The 19,287-nt window shown below is 43.1% G+C and carries 16 protein-coding genes and 1 other annotated feature; of the genes, 10 read left to right on the forward strand and 6 right to left on the reverse strand.

Features of this window, described 5'->3' with window-relative positions:
• Positions 1 to 43 precede the first annotated feature (43 nt).
• The gene (murC, locus tag AC622_RS03805) at positions 44 to 1,345 is read left to right on the forward strand and encodes a UDP-N-acetylmuramate--L-alanine ligase (RefSeq protein ID WP_049669841.1); all 1,302 of its coding nucleotides are present in this window, start codon (positions 44 to 46) and stop codon (positions 1,343 to 1,345) included.
• A gap of 37 nt (positions 1,346 to 1,382) precedes the next feature.
• On the opposite strand, the gene AC622_RS03810 is transcribed toward murC, so the two are convergent.
• On the reverse strand, positions 1,383 to 2,498 hold the full coding sequence (locus AC622_RS03810; protein WP_049669842.1) for an aminopeptidase: 1,116 nt from the start codon (positions 2,496 to 2,498) through the stop codon (positions 1,383 to 1,385).
• Between the two features lie 165 nt (positions 2,499 to 2,663).
• Here AC622_RS03810 and AC622_RS03815 point away from each other — a divergent pair, with 165 nt between their 5' ends.
• The 5 genes from AC622_RS03815 to ccpA all read left to right on the forward strand — a co-directional run bounded on the left by AC622_RS03815 (position 2,664) and on the right by ccpA (position 6,738).
• Entirely contained in the window at positions 2,664 to 3,164 is a 501-nt protein-coding gene (locus AC622_RS03815; protein WP_049669843.1) for a DUF948 domain-containing protein, read from the forward strand.
• A gap of 27 nt (positions 3,165 to 3,191) precedes the next feature.
• Positions 3,192 to 3,812, forward strand: a complete 621-nt coding sequence (locus tag AC622_RS20400) for a YtxH domain-containing protein (RefSeq protein WP_053103710.1) — start codon at positions 3,192 to 3,194, stop codon at positions 3,810 to 3,812.
• Between the two features lie 52 nt (positions 3,813 to 3,864).
• A complete protein-coding gene (gene ytxJ, locus AC622_RS03825; RefSeq protein ID WP_049669844.1) occupies positions 3,865 to 4,194 on the forward strand; it encodes a bacillithiol system redox-active protein YtxJ in 330 nt (109 codons plus the stop codon).
• A 229-nt stretch (positions 4,195 to 4,423) separates the two neighbouring features.
• The gene (locus AC622_RS03830; RefSeq protein WP_049669845.1) at positions 4,424 to 5,509 is read left to right on the forward strand and encodes a bifunctional 3-deoxy-7-phosphoheptulonate synthase/chorismate mutase; all 1,086 of its coding nucleotides are present in this window, start codon (positions 4,424 to 4,426) and stop codon (positions 5,507 to 5,509) included.
• A 227-nt stretch (positions 5,510 to 5,736) separates the two neighbouring features.
• Positions 5,737 to 6,738 (forward strand): catabolite control protein A, encoded by a 1,002-nt coding sequence (ccpA, locus tag AC622_RS03835; RefSeq protein ID WP_049669846.1) that lies wholly within the window; start codon positions 5,737 to 5,739, stop codon positions 6,736 to 6,738.
• 92 nt (positions 6,739 to 6,830) lie between these two features.
• Here ccpA and AC622_RS03840 read toward each other — a convergent pair whose 3' ends face one another.
• From AC622_RS03840 to AC622_RS03850, 3 genes are read right to left on the reverse strand one after another with little or no spacing between them, the layout of a single operon-like run.
• The gene (locus AC622_RS03840; RefSeq protein ID WP_049669847.1) at positions 6,831 to 7,994 is read right to left on the reverse strand and encodes an acetoin utilization protein AcuC; all 1,164 of its coding nucleotides are present in this window, start codon (positions 7,992 to 7,994) and stop codon (positions 6,831 to 6,833) included.
• Positions 7,991 to 8,638, reverse strand: a complete 648-nt coding sequence (locus AC622_RS03845; RefSeq protein ID WP_049669848.1) for an acetoin utilization AcuB family protein — start codon at positions 8,636 to 8,638, stop codon at positions 7,991 to 7,993. The genes AC622_RS03840 and AC622_RS03845 overlap by 4 nt, the downstream gene beginning before the upstream one ends.
• A 30-nt stretch (positions 8,639 to 8,668) precedes the next feature.
• Positions 8,669 to 9,301: a GNAT family N-acetyltransferase gene (locus tag AC622_RS03850; protein WP_049669849.1), complete on the reverse strand. Its 633-nt coding sequence runs from the start codon at positions 9,299 to 9,301 to the stop codon at positions 8,669 to 8,671.
• Between the two features lie 284 nt (positions 9,302 to 9,585).
• Here AC622_RS03850 and acsA point away from each other — a divergent pair, with 284 nt between their 5' ends.
• Positions 9,586 to 11,304, forward strand: coding sequence for an acetate--CoA ligase (acsA, locus tag AC622_RS03855; RefSeq protein WP_049669850.1), 1,719 nt, complete (start codon positions 9,586 to 9,588; stop codon positions 11,302 to 11,304).
• A gap of 57 nt (positions 11,305 to 11,361) precedes the next feature.
• Here acsA and AC622_RS03860 read toward each other — a convergent pair whose 3' ends face one another.
• The gene (locus tag AC622_RS03860; protein WP_439801997.1) at positions 11,362 to 11,709 is read right to left on the reverse strand and encodes a PepSY domain-containing protein; all 348 of its coding nucleotides are present in this window, start codon (positions 11,707 to 11,709) and stop codon (positions 11,362 to 11,364) included.
• A 289-nt stretch (positions 11,710 to 11,998) separates the two neighbouring features.
• Between AC622_RS03860 and AC622_RS03865 the strand changes: the two genes are divergently transcribed.
• Positions 11,999 to 12,673 carry a response regulator transcription factor gene (locus AC622_RS03865; RefSeq protein ID WP_049669851.1) on the forward strand — a complete coding sequence of 225 codons (675 nt, stop codon included), beginning with the start codon at positions 11,999 to 12,001 and terminating at the stop codon, positions 12,671 to 12,673.
• Positions 12,670 to 14,034: a sensor histidine kinase gene (locus AC622_RS03870; protein WP_049669852.1), complete on the forward strand. Its 1,365-nt coding sequence runs from the start codon at positions 12,670 to 12,672 to the stop codon at positions 14,032 to 14,034. The genes AC622_RS03865 and AC622_RS03870 overlap by 4 nt, the downstream gene beginning before the upstream one ends.
• Before the next feature lie 401 nt (positions 14,035 to 14,435).
• On the opposite strand, the gene AC622_RS03875 is transcribed toward AC622_RS03870, so the two are convergent.
• Complete coding sequence (locus AC622_RS03875) at positions 14,436 to 17,426, reverse strand: transglycosylase domain-containing protein (protein WP_049669853.1); 2,991 nt, start codon at positions 17,424 to 17,426, stop codon at positions 14,436 to 14,438.
• A gap of 153 nt (positions 17,427 to 17,579) precedes the next feature.
• Positions 17,580 to 17,821, forward strand: a binding site (T-box leader).
• A 120-nt stretch (positions 17,822 to 17,941) separates the two neighbouring features.
• On the opposite strand from AC622_RS03875, the gene tyrS reads away from it, so the two are divergent.
• On the forward strand, positions 17,942 to 19,204 hold the full coding sequence (gene tyrS / locus AC622_RS03880; protein WP_049669854.1) for a tyrosine--tRNA ligase: 1,263 nt from the start codon (positions 17,942 to 17,944) through the stop codon (positions 19,202 to 19,204).
• Positions 19,205 to 19,287: the final 83 nt, after the last annotated feature.

The raw sequence follows: 19,287 nt of genomic DNA on the forward strand, positions 1-19,287 counted from the left end.
ATATACTGTTATACAGGATAGACGTTTGTTGGAGGTTCATTCTATGACAGTTTATCACTTCGTAGGGATAAAAGGATCGGGGATGAGTGCACTCGCCCAAATCCTGCATGATATGGGATACCAAGTACAAGGTTCCGATTATGAGAAACGTTTTTTCACCCAGGCAGCTTTAGAAAAAGCCGGCATTAAAATTTTGCCGTTTAACAAAGAAAATATTGAACCAGGTATGACTGTTATTGCTGGAAATGCTTTTCCAGACAGTCACGACGAAATTGTGAGAGCTCTTGAATTAGGGCTGCCGGTTATCCGTTACCCTAGATTCCTTGGAGATTTTATTAAAAAGTTCGTCAGCATCGCCATCACAGGTGCGCATGGCAAAACATCTACTACTGGATTGATGGCGCATGTCATCAGCGGCGCGGAGCCTACATCCTTCTTAATTGGGGATGGCACAGGCAAGGGGCAGGTTGATTCGAAATATTTCGTATTCGAAGCCTGTGAATACCGCCGTCATTTCCTATCCTATCAGCCTGATTATGCGATCATGACGAATATTGATTTTGATCATCCTGATTATTTTTCTAATCTGGAGGATGTGTTCTCAGCCTTCCAAGAGATGGCCCTTCAAGTCGAAAAGGGAATCATCGCTTGCGGAGATGATGAACAGCTTCAGAGGATTCAAGCGAAAGTTCCGGTTATTTTTTATGGACTTAACGAGGAGAACGATTTCCAGGCCAAAAATATCGTGACTTCTGAACTAGGCACAACGTTTGATGTGCATGTGCGCAATAATTACTATGAGACGTTCACCATCCCGATGTTCGGCCGTCATACCGTCTTAAATGCGTTAGCCGTTATTGCATTATGCCATTATGAAGGAATTGACGTGGAAGTCATCAAGGAACGCCTGTTAACCTTTAATGGCGTGAAGAGAAGATTCTCCGAGAAGAAGGTCGATAACCAAATCCTGATTGATGATTATGCTCATCATCCAACAGAAATCCGAGCAACGATTGATTCAGCTCGTCAAAAATATCCAGGTCGTGAGGTTGTAGCTGTATTCCAGCCGCACACATTCTCAAGAACACAGAAATTCCTGGATGATTTCGCTGAGGTACTTGCTGAGGCAGATAAGGTTTACTTATGTGAAATCTTCGGTTCAGCACGTGAATTGAACGGCAAGCTCTCCGTTAAGGATTTATGTGAGAAGATTGATGGAGCTGAAATCATTCAAGAGGATGATCCATCTGTGTTGAAAAACCACCCGGACGGCGTGTTGCTGTTCATGGGGGCAGGGGATATTCAAAAGGTTCAGGCAGCTTACGAGAATTTAATTACAAACTAATAAGAAAGACCCTCCAGCATATCTGGAGGGTCATTTTTTATTTCAGGTTTTCTGGATTCAAGGCTAAGAGATCAGGATGAACAAAGATGCCGTCCTTGCGGATCAATTGGTTGTCGAAGTAGATTTCTCCGCCGCCGTAATCCTTGCGCTGAATATTGACAAGATCCCAGTGGATGCTTGATTGATTGCCATTATACGCTTCCTCATAGCATTGGCCAGGGGTAAAGTGGAAGCTTCCATCGATTTTCTCATCGAAAAGAATATCCTGCATCGGCTCTGTGATAAACGGGTTTACGCCAATAGCGAATTCGCCGACGTATCTTGCCCCTTCATCAGTATCGAAAATTTGATTGATACGCTCGGTATCATTTGCCTCAGCTTTGATAATTTTGCCATTTTCAAAGGTAAGACGTACATTCTCAAAGGTAAAGCCTTGGTAAGGAGAAGGCGTATTATACGTAATGGTTCCATTCACGGAATCACGTACAGGAGCAGTGTAAACCTCACCGTCAGGAATATTACGGCGGCCCGCACATTTAACTGCCGGAATATCCTTGATAGAAAAAGTAAGGTCGGTTCCAGGGCCTGTGATGCGGACCTGATCAGTTTGGTTCATAAGATTTACAAGACCTTCCATTGCCTCGGCCATTTTTTCATAGTCTAAATTACATACATTGAAGTAGAAATCTTCAAAGGCTTCTGTACTCATTTTCGCTAATTGGGCCATTGAATTTGTCGGGTAACGGAGCACGACCCATTTTGTTTTCGGAACACGAATGCCGAGATGGACATCCTGTGTAATGGATTTGCTGAATATTTTCATTTTCTCAGATGGGACATCTGAAAGTTCTGAAATATTATCTCCTGCACGAAGTCCTATGTATGCATCCATCTCCTTCATGACAGCTGATTCGAACTGTGCGACCATTTTATATTGCTCTTCTGTCGCACCGAGAAGCAATGATCGTTCAATGGATGGGTCTTTCGTCGTGACGAACGGGTATCCTCCTGCCTTATAAGCCTCCTGCACCAATGCTTTAACTAGCTCTGGCTGAATGCCGATATTTTCAATTAAGACTTTTTCGCCCTTTTGCAGATCAACGGAATAATTGATCAAATTATGGGCTAATTGCTGGATTCTTGGGTCTCTCATTGTTTTTCTCCTTTCCATTTACGCATAGTATCATTGTAACGCAGTTTATCCTAAATATTAAAATTGAAAGCCTCATTGCCTTTATGGATAAAAATCCTTTATAGTTTAAATGAGACAGTAAGGGGTATGAAATTAAGTATATTTTAGAGATGGAGTGAATGTGGAATGGAAATTATTTTGTATTTGAGCGTAGCGCTCATCGCCATTGCTTTTATGGTATTGGTTATTTATCTCTCCAAGACCTTAAAAGCCCTGCAGACGACAATGGAGAGCGTCTCCGGGACATTGGAAGGTTTAGAAACGCAAATGCAGGGAATCACAACTGAAACAACCCTTTTACTTCACAAAACAAACGCGCTGGCTGAAGATCTTCAAGTGAAATCTGAAAGCCTGAATACGGTGGTTGATGCAGTCAAAGGTGTCGGCGGTTCCATTCAAAAGGTTAATGAAACGATTGACCAAGTAACAGACCGTGTACAAATCGCAGCAAATGAACATAACCCGAAGATTGCCCAAGCTGTTCAATGGGGTAATGTGTGTATTGAGCTATTTAATAAATGGAAGGCTAAGAAAGCAGAGAGAGAAGCTGAACAGCAGCAGGAAATCCTTCAAGAATCCCTCCCAGTACCAGCAGCAGAAACCAGATATCAGCGTTCTCATTCATAAATTAATCATTGGAAGGAGAAATGAACAATGGGTAAAAGTGATCTAGCAAACAAAACAAACAATACGAAAAGAGATGAAGGGATGTCTTCAAGCAATTTTGTCCTAGGAGCACTTGTGGGAGGAATAGTTGGCGCAGCAACAGCTTTATTCCTCGCTCCAAAGTCAGGAAAAGAACTGCGAGGAGATCTTTCTGAGCAAAGCAGCGCTTTAATGGAGAAAGGGAATGCCTTCAAGCAGACAGCAACTGAGAAGGGTTCTGCATGGAAGCAAACAGCTCAAGAAAAAGGAACTGAATGGATTTCTGTAGCTAAGGAGAAAAGCGCGCCGATAAAAGATGCCGTGAAAACGAAGCTTAGTAAGAAAAATGAGGATATGACATCTGAAGAAACATCCAATATGGATATGACAACACCAGGCATGCAAACAAATATTGCAGTTGATTCACCTGACGATGTTTACGAGGGTGCTGAAGCCATCAGTGATAAAGACCGTGCAGAAGAGGAAACCTATGCGTCTAACGAAACAGGATTTTCTTCCACAGCAAGCGGAAATGCCTCATCAGGAACGACTGCTGCCGCTTCCAGCACGATTAAATCCGTAAAGGTAGAAACGAATACATCCAAAGACAAGGATACGGACAAGAAATAAACCTTATTAACGATAATCTATCATACATGAAAGATGCGGAAGGGGATAAGGGATGAACAAAGTATCCAATGAGAATGAATTTGCTCCATTTTTAGAGCGTGATTTATTCCTATTCATAAAGCACAGCCTCACATGTCCAATCAGTTTGGCTGCCTTTGGTGAATATACGAAATTTACGGAAGTACATCAAGATATTCCTACAGCCTATTTGGCTGTACAGGAAGCAAGGCCACTCTCCAATCATGTAGCTGAAATAACAGGCATTAAGCATGAATCACCGCAAGCTATCCTTTTCCACAATGGCAAGCCTGTATGGGATGCCTCTCATCAACAGATAACGGCAGAGAAGTTGGAAAAGGCTGTGTTGGAATACTCTAAATAAATGAATGCCGGTATGGGGATATCCATACCGGCTTTTACTATCTATTCATTTCAATACTTTAACGCTTAAAAGCGGTGTAGATTTTTTTCGTGACAATCACGGCTTAATCCGTTATAATAAGTTAAATTATACTGAATAATAGAACATTTTGGCATTAACTCTACTTTTTTCTTACCGATGATTCCGGTCATTGTTAAGCCGCTTTGCAAAACAGAAAGGATGATTGTACTTGAGTAATAAAGAGATGGATCAATTAAGAGAACAACTGGACAGCTTAAATCTGCAATTATTGAATCTCATTAATGAGCGGGGAAGAATCGTACAAAAAATCGGGGAAGTAAAAGGCAAGCAAAGCCAGCACCGATATGATCCTGTCAGGGAAAGAGAAATGCTCAATACACTCATCGAAAACAATGATGGACCATTTGAACGGTCTACGATTGAGCACATCTTCAAGGAAATCTTCAAGGCTAGCTTAGAGCTTCAGGAGGATGACCATCGTAAAGCCTTGTTGGTTTCGCGCAAGAAAAAGCCGGAGGATACGGTTATTACCTTGAAAGGCCATCAGGTCGGCAATGGTGAAGCTTCCTTTGTATTCGGACCATGCGCAGTTGAATCATACGAACAGGTGGCTACGGTGGCTAAGGCCATTAAAGATAAAGGGTTCAAGCTAATGAGAGGCGGTGCTTATAAACCGCGTACATCTCCTTATGATTTCCAAGGGCTTGGAGTGGAAGGGCTGAAGATTCTCAAAAAAGTGGCAGATGAGTATGATTTGGCTGTCATTAGTGAAATCGTCAATCCAGCTGATATTGAGGTTGCGGTCAATTATATTGATGTCATCCAAATTGGCGCACGTAATATGCAGAACTTCGAATTGCTGAAGGCAGCGGGAGCCGTTGATAAGCCTGTCCTGTTGAAGAGGGGGCTTGCAGCAACCATTGAGGAATTCATAAATGCAGCTGAGTATATCATGTCTCAAGGGAACGGTAATATTATTCTTTGTGAACGCGGTATCCGCACCTATGAGAAAGCGACACGCAACACGCTTGATATATCCGCTGTTCCGATTTTGAAAAAGGAAACGCATTTACCGGTTATGGTCGATGTTACGCATTCAACTGGAAGAAGAGATTTATTAATTCCAACAGCCAAAGCTGCTCTAGCCATTGGAGCAGACGGTGTCATGGCAGAGGTTCATCCAGATCCAGCCGTTGCCTTATCAGATTCGGCTCAGCAAATGGACTTAAAACAATTTGATGAATTCGTAAAAGCGGTTCAGCCATTTAGTCAGCATTCTGGTATTAGAATATAATATTGAAGAAAGAACTGCCGGTAGAAGGCAGTTCTTTTTTTCCTGAATGATATTATTCTCTTTTCATTGGGGGAAGCTAAGTATACAATAATTTTATCGTGGGTAATTATGTTTATTTGCAGGAAACGGCGTGTTAGAGTATCATAAGAATAATAATATACTATTGGTTACTTTTTTCTCTAATACTATTGTAGAAAGTTAATTGATGAATTGGGCGGTGTATAAAAATGAATATTACCATCTATGACGTTGCCCGTGAAGCGAATGTTTCCATGGCAACGGTCTCGCGTGTTGTCAACGGGAATCCAAATGTGAAACCAGCAACACGTAAGAAAGTAAATGAAGTTATTGAAAGGCTAGGCTATCGTCCGAATGCGGTTGCAAGAGGATTGGCGAGCAAGAAAACAACAACAGTTGGGGTCATCATCCCGGATATTTCAAGCATCTTCTATGCGGAATTGGCAAGAGGGATTGAGGATATTGCGACTATGTATAAATATAATATTATCCTTAGCAACTCTGACTCCAATCAAGAAAAAGAGCTGCATTTAATCCAAACGATGCTGGGCAAACAAGTGGACGGAGTTGTCTTCATGAGCTCAAACATTACAGACGAGCATATTGAAGAGTTGAAAAAATCTCCTGTTCCAGTCGTTTTAGCCGGAACTGTTGAGGATACGGAGCAAATACCATCCGTTAATATCGATTATAAACAGGCGGTCATGGATGCGGTTGCATTCTTTAAAGAGAATGGACATGAGCGCATTGCCGTGGTGACTGGTCCTGTAACGGATGCGATTACAAGCAAGAAAATCGTTCCTGGATATCATGAAGCCTTAGATAAGGCAGGTCTATCATTCCGTGAAGATTACGTGGTTGAAACGGATTCTACTTATGACAGCGGAATTGAAGCCTTAAACCAGCTGGCTGAACTGAACGAACGACCAACAGCTATTTATGTGTGCTCTGATGAAGCGGCGCTTGGAATCATTCACGCTGCCTATGACAGGGGCATAAAGATTCCTGAGGAGCTTGAAGTAATCAGCTCGGATAATACACGCTTGTCATTAATGGTACGTCCTCGTCTATCGACAGTTGTACAGCCATTGTATGATATTGGCGCAGTATCCATGCGTCTATTGACAAAGTTGATGAATAAAGAGGAAGTGGAAGAGTCCTCCGTCATTCTTCCGCATCGCTTGGAGCTTAGAGACTCCACAAAGAACTAAAAAAGAGCTGAACCTTGTTTATGACAATAAACATTTGGTTCAGCTTTTTTGTTTTCTATGATGTGGCATCCTTATGATTCATTCCTATCTTATTATTCTTGGGTGGTGGTTCTTTGGATGGGGTAGAGCGCTTGCTCCAATGTTTTTCTGTTTTTCTCTGTGATTTCGGCCTTTCTTGGAATAGGCTTGTACAAATCCGGCGGGTCCTCCCATGTCAGTGGCAAGGTCACTGGTGACAGGGGTGACCATTTATCCAGCCATTCCTGCGGGAGTCTGCCGGAGGGAGGAGGGAAATCTGCCATCTCTAACCAGATTCTTGACCATGCCCGCGGGACGACACGCCAAATATCATATCCGCCTCCGCCGACAGCAATCCAGCGGCCGTCACAGTATTCATGTGCCAGCTGATGAGCAAGCCGTGGGATATGCTCATAAATCCGGATGGTAGCTGATAAATGGGTTAACGGATCATAATAATGGGCATCCGCTCCATTCTGCGTAAGAATGATATCCGGCTTAAAATATTCGATTACTTTCCGTAAGGCAAGCTCGTAGCTTTCAAGAAAGGACTCATCCTCTGTAAATGCATCGAGCGGGACATTAAAGGAGAAGCCATAACCTTTCCCATTTCCGCGTTCATTGATATTGCCTGTTCCAGGGAAGAGATACCGCCCTGTCTCATGAATAGAGAGAGTGCAGACATCCGGGTCATCGTAGAATGTCCATTGTACACCGTCTCCATGGTGGGCATCTGTATCAACGTAAAGCACACGTGCATGATATTTCTCCTTCATATACTTGATGGCAACCGAGCTGTCATTATAGATGCAAAAGCCCGAGGCTTTTCCCCTGAATCCGTGATGCAGGCCTCCCCCAAGATTGACAGCATGCCGAGAGCGTCCTTGCAGGACTTCATCCACAGCAGCGAGCGTCCCTCCGACGAGCAGGGCGCTTGCTTCGTGCATATTAGGGAAAATGGGCGTATCCTCTGTTCCGATTCCATAATTGAGGCCTGTATCTGGGTCAAGCTTCCCTTCTCCAGCCTGCTTGATTGCTTGGATATAATCCTCATCATGGACAAGCATTAGCTCTTCGTCTGTGGCCATTCTAGGCTTGATGCAGTTCTCGAGTTTGAGTGCCCCAATCTGTTCGAGCAAATCAACAGTCAGCTGTAATCTTCGTTGATTAAATGGATGTGTATCATTGAATTTATAGCCTTGCATTTCTGGTGAGTAAACAAAGGAAGCCTCTTTCATGACTCCATCTCCGGCCCGGCAGGCCAAATGACCTCAAAACCTTCCTCGGAGAAGCTGTTAATGATTTTGGCGGGATTCATTGTCTGAACTCTTAAGACGAGAACCTTGCTTGCCGGTTCATCTTTATACGGATAAATGAAAATGCTGTTTACATTCGCATTATGCTTCTTAATGATGGCCGCTATTTGGCTCAATGTCCCCGGTCTGTTTTTTACCTTGACTTCAATTTGGGAGCCTGGCTGATTTGCACCGGTTAACTCCACATATGTATGAAGAAGGTCTGTTTCTGTCACGATACCAATCAATTTATTGTCGCTGACAACAGGCATACAGGAGATCCTTTGATCGTAAAAGGTATAGGCAATTTCCTCGACGAAATCGAGCGGGTGGGCGGTGAGGACATCTTTGACCATAATATCACTGACTGGTCTCAATAAATCTTCCTTGTATTCATCTATGCGGAAGATAGAGGGAGTGGCCGAACGAATATCGACATCACATAAAAGGCCGACAAGATTCTGATGATCATCAATAATCGGAATATGCCGGATTTTCTTCTCTTTAACGGTCTCAATGGCTTGTTCGATGGTGGCGTCTTGCGTGAGCGTAATAACATCTTTAATCATGATATCTTCAATAATCACAGAGCGTGCCTCCTCATTAAAGGTGATGTCTTAATACATATACCGGTTCATAAACCTTAATTGATCAAACCTTTGGATGCTTTCGTTACTGACATTCTTTCCTATTCGGGCCATTAAGCAGTTTGCCGGATGGGAGCAGATCTCCGGGTCATCTGTTGCATACCACTCAAGACCTCCCGCACTCATCATACGCTCCATCATTTTGCGGTAATCCCAAACATTCAAGCCGCTTCCTTTTAAATCCCAATGCCAATAATATTCGGTAGTAATAATAATATAATTCTCCATATAATCATCCAGCATAGCGACCTGAAGCAAGTTCTTCCCGACAGAGGCGCCCCGATATTCCCGGATTACTTCAATCGCACCCAGCTCGAGTAAATCCTCCATCTTTCCCTCAGACCATCTTTCAAGCGGGTCTGGATAAAGATAAGTTACATAGCCGACAATGGTGTCTTCATCTCTTGCTATAATAATCCTGCCCTCAGGCAGGTCGCTGATTTGGATTAAGGCTTTATGCTGTTTTTCTGGTATTCGAAATGCGACAAGGCCTTCATGAAATTTGAGTTCCTTCAGGGTATCACCTGTCACTGGGCCTTCAATGATGAGCGGCCCGCGGGGAGTATCCAAGGTTCTCTTGTAATACGTTTTTTTATGTTCCATTCATACACCACCTAGGTCACTTAATAACGTTATTATACAGTACTTTATCGATTGCTTTTGGGCATGGATTTGAACTTTTTACGTCAGCAGAGCATTTATGAGAGGACCTAGGTGATATAAAGCGCTTACATAAATTTTCTAGACTGGTAATCAATCATTCAGCATGGCACTACTCAAAATTGTAACATATTTCCTTAAGTTATCAAATTTTTAAAAAATTGAGATAAATTGGGTTTTATACTATACTAGGAATATCTTTACACTAAACGAGGGGGTAATGGTCAATGAAACTGGAAGCGCTTTCTGTCGAAAAGGGTCAATATAATTTAGCTGATTATGAGGAAACCTATCATCATTTTGACTGGAAGGAAGTCGAAAAGGAATTTTCCTGGCATGAAACTGGAAAGCTCAATGTCGCTTATGAAACAATTGATCGGCATGTTGAGACATTCCGGCGCAACAAGGTGGCACTCTATTATAAGGACCCTAACCGTTTTGAAAAGTATACGTTCAGTGAAATGAAGGATTTATCGAATCAGGCTGCAAATGTATTGAAAGAATATGGACATGTATCAAAGGGAGACAGGGTATTTATCTTCATGCCTCGAACACCTGAATTATATTTTGCAGCGCTTGGAGCGATTAAGCTTGGCGCCATCATTGGTCCTCTTTTCGAGGCATTCATGGAGGGTGCTGTGAAGGACCGGCTTGCCGACAGCGAGGCAAGCGTTATTGTGACGACACCTGAGCTTGCAGGGAGAATTCCCGCAGATGACCTGCCGCATCTAAAGCATATATTCATCGTGGGCGAGAATGTCGAGGAGAAGGGGAAATACATTGATTTCCTTAGTAAGTTCAAGGGAGCTTCAAAGGAGCTTGAGATTGAATGGGTAGACAGAGAGGATGGATTGATTCTTCATTACACATCCGGATCTACCGGCAAGCCGAAAGGGGTCCTTCATGCGCATAATGCGATGATCCAGCATTTACAGACAGGAAAATGGGTGCTTGATTTAAAAGAAGAGGATGTCTATTGGTGTACCGCTGACCCGGGCTGGGTAACAGGTACAGCTTATGGAATATTTGCACCTTGGCTCAATGGGGCTTCATCCGTTGTCACCGGCGGCAGATTCTCGCCGGAAGCATGGTATGAAACAATTGAAGAGTTCCATGTCAGTGTTTGGTACAGCGCACCGACTGCTTTTCGTATGCTGATGGGGGCAGGGGATGAGATTGTCAAGAAATATAACCTCTCGAGCCTGCGCCATGTATTAAGTGTCGGGGAGCCGCTTAATCCAGAGGTCATTAAGTGGGGACAGAAGGTATTTAATAAACGGATTCATGACACATGGTGGATGACTGAGACAGGTGCCCAGCTTATTTGTAATTATCCATGCATGGAAATTAAGCCTGGATCTATGGGGAAACCAATTCCGGGTGTTGTTGCTGCCATCGTGGATGACCAAGGCAATGAGCTTCCGCCGTACCGCATGGGCAATCTCGCCATCAAAAAAGGCTGGCCGTCTATGATGCGCCAAATCTGGAATAACCAGCAGAAGTATGAATCCTATTTCATGCCTTCAGGCTGGTACGTATCAGGTGATTCAGCATACATGGATGAAGACGGATATTTCTGGTTCCAAGGAAGAATCGATGATGTAATCATGACATCAGGAGAACGCGTTGGGCCATTTGAAGTGGAATCTAAGCTAGTGGAGCATCCAGCTGTTGCTGAGGCAGGTGTAATCGGCAAGCCTGATCCGGTCCGAGGAGAAATCATCAAGGCATTCATTGCCTTGAGGTCAGGCTATGAGCCGTCTGATGAACTGATTGAAGAGATTCGTCAGTTTGTGAAGAAGGGATTGGCGGCACATGCGGCTCCGCGTGAGATTGAGTTTAAAGAGAAGCTTCCGAAGACAAGAAGCGGTAAGATTATGCGACGAGTCTTAAAAGCATGGGAGCTGGAATTGCCAACAGGTGATTTATCGACCATGGAGGATTAAAAGAAAAACAAACCAGCCTGTCATGCTGACAGGCTGGTTTGTTTTTCATCCCAATATTCAATCATCTATTTCAATCGTTCCAGTACGGGCACTGATGGTGACCTCTTGAAGAAGGTTATCCGCCGTTTTTACCTCAACTTCATATTCATATTCGGATTTAGCTGGGTTATCCTCCATTTCAATATGCTTCTTGACTGTAAGGACTTCACCATCCACATAAGAAAGGGCAATCTCCTTTGCTTGGCTTTCTGTGTAATGATTATTTTGCTTCGCATAATAATAGCCTAATCCGGCATAACCCCCAATCAGAATAAGACCAAGCGCTGCGATGGAGCTTACTGTAAGGATAATGGCCTTTTTCTTGTTTTTCATTTTCTCCTGTATTGTTTTAATGGATTCCTTCATGGTATTCTACCTCCGTTTTTATTATTTACTCTTTATAAGAGCTTGTATGGTCATAGGATTCCTTTCGCTTGGCATGGCCAGCATAAATGGAGGAAATCCTAAAGCTGAATAAATGATTTGTTTCTTTCTCTTTTCCTCCTCATCTTCATCATAAACAGGAAAGATTAAAGGAAGATTAATATAGTGAAAAAATATAACGTGGATTCCGGTTCCGGATTTTTTGTTTTCATCTTCCCTTAATGCAGGAATGGTATGATGAAGATAAGGATATTAGTAAGGGGGTCTTTACATGAGGATTCTCATAGTAGAGGATGAACCAGATCTAAGGAAGGTATTGTTAAAAAGACTGAGTGCGGAGCATTACAGTGTAGATGCGGTTGATAATGGAGCAGATGCCCTTCATTATATCTCTATGGCAGAGTATGATTGTGTTCTATTAGATATTATGATTCCACAAATCAATGGCCTTGAAGTACTACGAAGGATTCGTGCTGATGAAAATTCCATGCCAGTTCTGCTTCTGACGGCAAAGGATGCGATTGAAGACAGGGTCGTGGGACTTGATAGCGGAGCAGATGATTATTTAGTGAAACCATTTGCTTTTGATGAACTGCTGGCAAGAATACGTGTGTTAACAAGAAGGCCATTAGGTGCTGTGTCAAATATCTTTCAAGTAGATGACTTAAAGGTGGATTGCCATTCCCGCACTGTCACGCGCGGGAATGATGAAATCGAGCTGTCTAGCAAGGAATTTGCTATTTTAGAATACTTGATTCGTCATAAAGGTATCGTCCTTTCGCGTGAGAAAATTGAACAGCATGTCTGGAATTATGATTATGAGGGCGGGTCAAATATTATCGATGTCTATATTCGTTATTTGCGTAAGAAGATTGATAGCGGGCATGAGCATAAGCTGATTCAGACCGTGCGCGGAGCTGGATATGTATTGAGAGGCCAATCATGAAGAAATTATCAATCAAGATGAAGATAACGATTTGGTACACAGGCCTCATGATTCTTATTATGGGATTTGTGTTTGCATTTATTTGGCTGTTCGCTGGACAGGCAGTTACCTATCAAGCGGAGAAACAATTAAAGGAAGCCGCCATTGATGGCGTTGAAGAGATTCGCTTTCAGAATGGACATTACAAGCGGGATGATGACTTTGAATTCTATGACGATGGAGTGAGTATCTTAATTTATGACAATGCTGGAACCTTGCGGGAAGGCAGCCTGCCATCAGGCTTTACTGATCAAGAAATCGGATTGGCTCATGACCGTATCCAAACAGTTGTCAGCCAACAAACCGAATGGATGGTGTACGATTATGAGCTGATGCAGGATGGGCAGAGTGTCTGGATACGAGCCGTGATGTCTATCGATTCATTTTCGAAGACAATGAATATCATCTTCCTGATTGTCCTCATATCCATTCCGATCCTTATTCTATTGGCAGGATTCGGCGGGTATTGGATTACGAAAAAAGCCTTTAAGCCGCTAGAAGAAATGAACCGTGCTGTCAATGAAATCAAGGAGGGAAAGGATTTATCTCAACGTATCCATTTGTCTGGTGCGAAGGATGAAATCCATGGGCTTGCTGATACATTTAACGGCATGTTTGAAAGGCTGGAAACATCCTTTGAGAATGAGAAGCAGTTTACGGCTGATGCGTCGCATGAATTGCGAACACCGACTTCTGTCATCATTTCACAAGCGGAATATGCCCTTACCCAGCTTGACCATCCAGCTGAAGTGAAGGAAGCCCTTCAGTCCATTCTCAGACAGTCGACCAAAATGTCAGAGCTGATTAATCAATTATTACAACTGGCAAGGACTGATCAGAAGAACGCTTCTATTCAATATGAGCTCTTTGATATGAGTGAGCTGACTGAAATTGTTGCGGAGGAAATGCGGGAACTGGCAGACGAGAATGGCAGTTCTGTTGAAATAGACATTCAGCCTGAGTTGAAAATAGAAGCTGACCAAACCTTGCTGATGCGCTTGCTCATGAACTTAATGATGAATGGGATTTCCTATAACAAGGAGAACGGCTATGTCAAAATTAAGCTCTATGAGGACGGAAATGATATTGTCGGGGAAGTATCAGATAATGGAATTGGTATAGCTGAGAGGGAGCAGGAGAAAATATGGGACCGCTTCTATCGCATTGATTCGGCAAGAACAAGCAGGGAAAATGGAAATGCTGGACTTGGACTATCAATGGCAAAATGGATTGTAGAAAAGCATCATGGAACCATTACGGTGAAGAGTCAAATCGGGAAGGGAAGCATGTTTCAGTTTAGGTTGCCAAAGAGGAGAGGTTAGTAAATATTATCGATTGTTTGAACCGGTGGGGAGTAGCCATTGGGCTAAACCGCTATATTTTGCGCTGCTGGACATCAAATGGTCTTTTCTTGCAGATTGAAAAGAGCAGCTGAACCAAGAGAAAGATACTTTCTAATTAAGAAAGGACCTAAATCGCTGGAACTAAAACTTTTAGATAGAAAATTGAGTCACATTTAATTGAACGGCGAAAAGGCCGGAGGAGTTATCTTGCGCATAGACAATAAATCAATCGTATTTGGTTGATGTTCTTTTAATATCATCAAACTCGTATAGTCGTTGAATTGGGACGGCGGCATGGCAGGCAATTAAAATAAAAAAGCTGACCCGAATATCCGTATAAGTTACGGAGCTTGGGTCAGCTTTTTACTTTTTAGAGATGCTTAAGCTGCTTCATCTTCTTTAGGTTCTGCAGATGCTGGCTCTGCAGCTTCAGCAGGTTCGTCAGCTTCTGCCGGCTTATCATCAGCTGGTTTATCATCAGCCGGTTTATCATCGGCTGGTTTATCTGCTGCTTCATCGTCATTTGTTTGTTCAGCTGGCTTAGGCTTTGCGTTTGGTTTGTTTTCTTCTTTTTTCTTATTGTCTTCCTTCTCTTCTTTTTTACTGTCTTCTTTCTTACTGTCTTCTTTCTTCTCATCCGCTTTCTTTTCAGTCTTAAATTCTATCTTATTGGACGGTTTTGAGACATTGCCGGCAATATCTACGGCAACAACATAGTAGCTGCCTGTTCCGCTTGATGTGAAGCTTCTACTGTCGTCTGCCTTGATGGCTGCGACCTTTTTACCGTTTTGATAGACATAGTAGCCAATGACATCATTCTCGCCTGTCGTGCTCCAGCTGAGGGACTTGCCGTTTGCTGTAACAGCTGGGGCTCCTGGCGCTTTTCCATTATCGTTTAATGTAGCACCGCCGACGACCAGGTTTTTGAACGAATCTCCCTTCGGCATGATGGACGATTTATCTATTACATATTGTCCGCCAATACTGTTAAAGAAGTCCGAGCTTACCGCGATACCTTTTTCGGTGAACTCAGAAGGTGTTCCTTTATGGGCGAGATATTTCTTGCCGTTAATGAACACATAGCTTTCACTTGATGTTGGCATATTGCCGCCTCCTTTAGGGAGATGGCTTGCGTTAAAGTAATCGGATACGGTCAGCTGGGCGTTCGAACAGGCAGCTGAAGCCAATGTTCCCGTCAGCATACAGTAAGATCTCTTCACTATACCGCCAGGCATTTGATGCTGGCTTGATGGAGCTATCAGCTTCGGATTAACATCATAAGCTGAGTTAATCAGTTGGGCCCATAAGCTCTGGTTCCGCTGGGAATAGCTCATCCCGCCCGTTTCGACTGATCCGTTTGAGTCATAGCCCATCCAGACGCCGAAGGTCACATTTGGGTTAGTAGCCACAAACCAGGCATCACGGAAGCTTTGGCTCGTTCCGGTTTTACCGGCCCAGTCACTATAGAATTTCAGCTTGTTATTGATTCCGGCTGCTGTCCCAGATTTTAGGACATCCCGCATCATGTCTAGTGTCAGATAGGCCGTTTGAGGACTGAATACTTTCTTTGCCTTTGACTTATGCTCGAAGATGATATTTCCATCGTTATCTTCGATTTTCTCAATCATATACGCGTCTACGAATTCGCCGCCGTTGGCGAATGTGGCAAATGCATTGGTGTTTTCCTCAACTGTGACTCCTCTTTCAAGGGCTCCAAGGGAAGTCGATAGATTAGTATAATCAGCTTCAATCAATGAACTGAAGCCCATTTTTTTCAGGTATTCTGCCGGTCGGCGATTCAATATTTCCTTATATTGCAGCACGGCCGGAATATTGTAGGACCTTTTCAAGGCTTCCCTTGCTGTCGTCAGCCCTGTAATCCCGCCGCCAGCATAGTTCCCAGGTTTATAGCCATTGATGTTTATCGGCGCATTAATCAATGTCTTGGCAGGGTAGGAGACCCCGTACTCGATGGCTGGCGCATACACCAATAATGGCTTCATTGTTGATCCGTTGGAGCGGACCGCCGCAGTCGCATGGTTCAGCTGCTCTCGCTCGAAATCACGTCCTCCGACAAAGCTTAGAATTTTGCCGGTTGAGTTCTCAATCAGAATGGCTCCTGTGTCAATCGGTTCATTGACGATTACAGTTTCCCCTGTTTCGGGGTCTGTTTTTTCCGCAGGGCGGGTTCCTTGATAATAGGAGAAATTCTTCGTGACTTTTTGCATATTGTCGTACATTTTTTTATCAATGGTTGTATGGATTTTATATCCGTTTTGCCTGATTGTTTGGTCAGCAAGATTGTAGTATTGCTGATAAAGGTCATCGTCTTCCTTTAAATCCTTTGCCTTGTATCCGTCTTTCTTGGCGAGAATAGGCATCATGATTTCAATGGCTCGTTTCTCTACCTCATACGTTAAGTAAGGATAGCGCTCTGTGGAGGAAGGCTGTCTTTTCGCTAAATGAGCCTTTACATCATATTTTAGCGCCTCATCATATTCCTTTTTCGTAATATCCCCATTATTGTACATCCGTTTCAGCACGGTTTTCATTCGGTTGAGTCCCGGGCTTATATCCTCCTTCACTTCCCCATATTGAGTGAAGGGTGTGTAGGAATAAGGGTTTTGCGGCAATCCCGCAATGAAGGCAGCCTGCGGCAGTGATAAATCTTTCGCATTAACGCCGAAAATCCCTTGTGCCGCAGTTTGAACTCCGGCAATATTTCGGCCGGATGAGTTGCGGCCAAATGGAGAGATATTCAAATAGGATTCGAGTATTTCATCCTTTTCTAGAAATTTCTCAAGGCGCATCGCCAATAAGATTTCCTTCGCTTTCCTGTCGAATGAAACCTCGTTTGTGAGGATTTGCTGCTTAATTAGCTGCTGGGTTAATGTGCTTCCTCCAGTCTGGACGGCTGAGCCAGTCACTTCTTGGAAGACAGCGCGCATTAAAGCCTTTGGTACGACACCATCATGCTTATAGAAATAGGCGTCCTCTGTGGCAATCAAGGCTTTCTTCACGTGTTCGGATACATTCTCAAGCTTTACTTCCTGGCGCTCAAGGTCTGTGCGCAGCTTTCCTAAATACACATTATCAGAGAAATAGATCTCCGATGTTTCCTCGTAATTTAGCAAACTATTTTTTAATTGTTTTTCGCTGCGTACAGGCTCATCCTTTACAATGGAGGCAAAATAGCCTGCACCGACCCCGCCGGCAAAAAATATGCCAATGATGGTGACGATTATAAATATAAGAACATAATTCCAGACGACTTGATATGTGATGCTTGCTTTCCGCTTGACCGTTGGCTTCGTTGCATATGAGTAGAGGGATTGGGCCCCTTTTTTAAGTTTGTTGAATATTTCTTCCAATTTTTCACACTCCTCTAAGAAATCATGTACATTATAGCATATCGTTGGAAAATCGTATAAAAGATTCTATTATTACCTGAAAGATGTCTAAAATGGGTTTGACAAGGGCAGGATAAATATGATAAAAATTTCATATCATCTATTCATTTAAAAAGCGATGCAATGACAGGAATCCAGTAGTTAATCCGTCCCTGTTTTAGAGAGCCGGTGGTTTGGTGTGAACCGGCACAAACGGTTTAATGAATTACCTCCTGTAGCAGCATTCGTGAAGGCTTTGCCCCCGAGGGCAGGCTGTGTAGCGTATGCCGGTTCCTTACCGTTATAAGGAATTAAGCGGCGGGAAAATGTGATTTATCCCGCAAGTTGGGTGGTACCGCGATTTATTCGTCCCTTCATATTTGTGAAGGGGCTTTTTTGTGTTCAATTTGCTGCACATAGTCGAAAAATGATTCATGCGGGCACATAAGAAAATGAAAAACTATGTTTAGCGTTTTTAACTAATAGGAGGAATGACAATGGATTTACTTCAGGATTTGCAATGGAGAGGCATTATTTATCAACAAACAGATGAAGAAGGCTTAAAGGAACAACTACAGAAGGAAGCAACATCTTTGTATTGTGGTGTTGACCCTACTGCAGATAGCATGCATATTGGTCACTTGCTGCCGTTCTTGACACTGCGCCGCTTCCAACAGGCTGGCCATAAGCCGATTATTCTTGTCGGCGGTGCAACCGGCATGATCGGTGACCCGAGCGGTAAAACGCAGGAACGTCAATTGCAAACGGTTGAAGCTATTCAGCACAATGTTAAATGTCTGCAAAAGCAATTAGAGCGTATCTTTGATTTTGAAGGAGAAAACGGTGCAGTTATGACCAATAACTTTGACTGGATCGGCTCTCTTGATATGATTACCTTCCTGCGCGATTACGGGAAGCATATCGGAATCAACTATATGCTTGCAAAGGATACGATTGCTTCAAGATTAGATACAGGTATTTCTTTCACAGAATTTACGTACACCATTCTACAGGCCATTGACTTTAAGCATTTATATGAGAAGTATAATTGCAAAATTCAGCTTGGCGGGAGCGACCAATGGGGAAATATCACAACTGGATTAGACTTAATCCGCAAAACCCAAGGTGAGGGAGCGAAAGCATACGGCTTAACGATTCCGCTTGTTACGAAGTCTGATGGTACGAAATTCGGTAAAACAGAAGGCGGCGCTGTTTGGCTTGATGCAGAGAAAACAACTCCTTATGAGTTTTACCAGTTCTGGATTAACACAGCGGACCAGGATGTTGTGAACTACTTGAAGATCTTTACCTTCTTATCAAAAGAAGAAATTGAAGCGCTTGAAGCATCTGTTGAAACAGAGCCTCATTTGCGTAAAGCTCAAAAAGCATTAGCGGAAGAAATGACCCGCCTTGTACATGGGCAGGATGCGCTTGATAAAGCTATCAACATTACACAGGCATTATTCAGCGGAAATGTAAAAGAGCTAAGTGCAAATGATATTAAGCAAGGTTTCAAGGATGTGCCATCCTATGTACCGGCAGCTGATGAGGAGCTGACATTAGTCGAGCTGCTTGTTAATGCGAAAATCTCTCCATCTAAACGCCAAGCGCGTGAGGATATTACAAATGGAGCCATCAGCATTAATGGCGATAAAGTAACAGATCTTTCTTATGTAGTGTCTGCTGATGACCGGATTGAAGACCAATTCACCGTCATCCGCCGCGGTAAGAAGAAGTACACATTAATTAAATTTGCTTAATGTACAGATAAACCCAGAAGCTTAAATCAGCTCCTGGGTTTTTATGTTCAGTCTAACAAAAAACCATCCCAAAAGGGATGGTT

The sequence above is a fragment of the Bacillus sp. FJAT-27916 genome (assembly GCF_001183965.1).
In the GTDB taxonomy this organism is placed as follows: domain Bacteria; phylum Bacillota; class Bacilli; order Bacillales; family Pradoshiaceae; genus Pradoshia.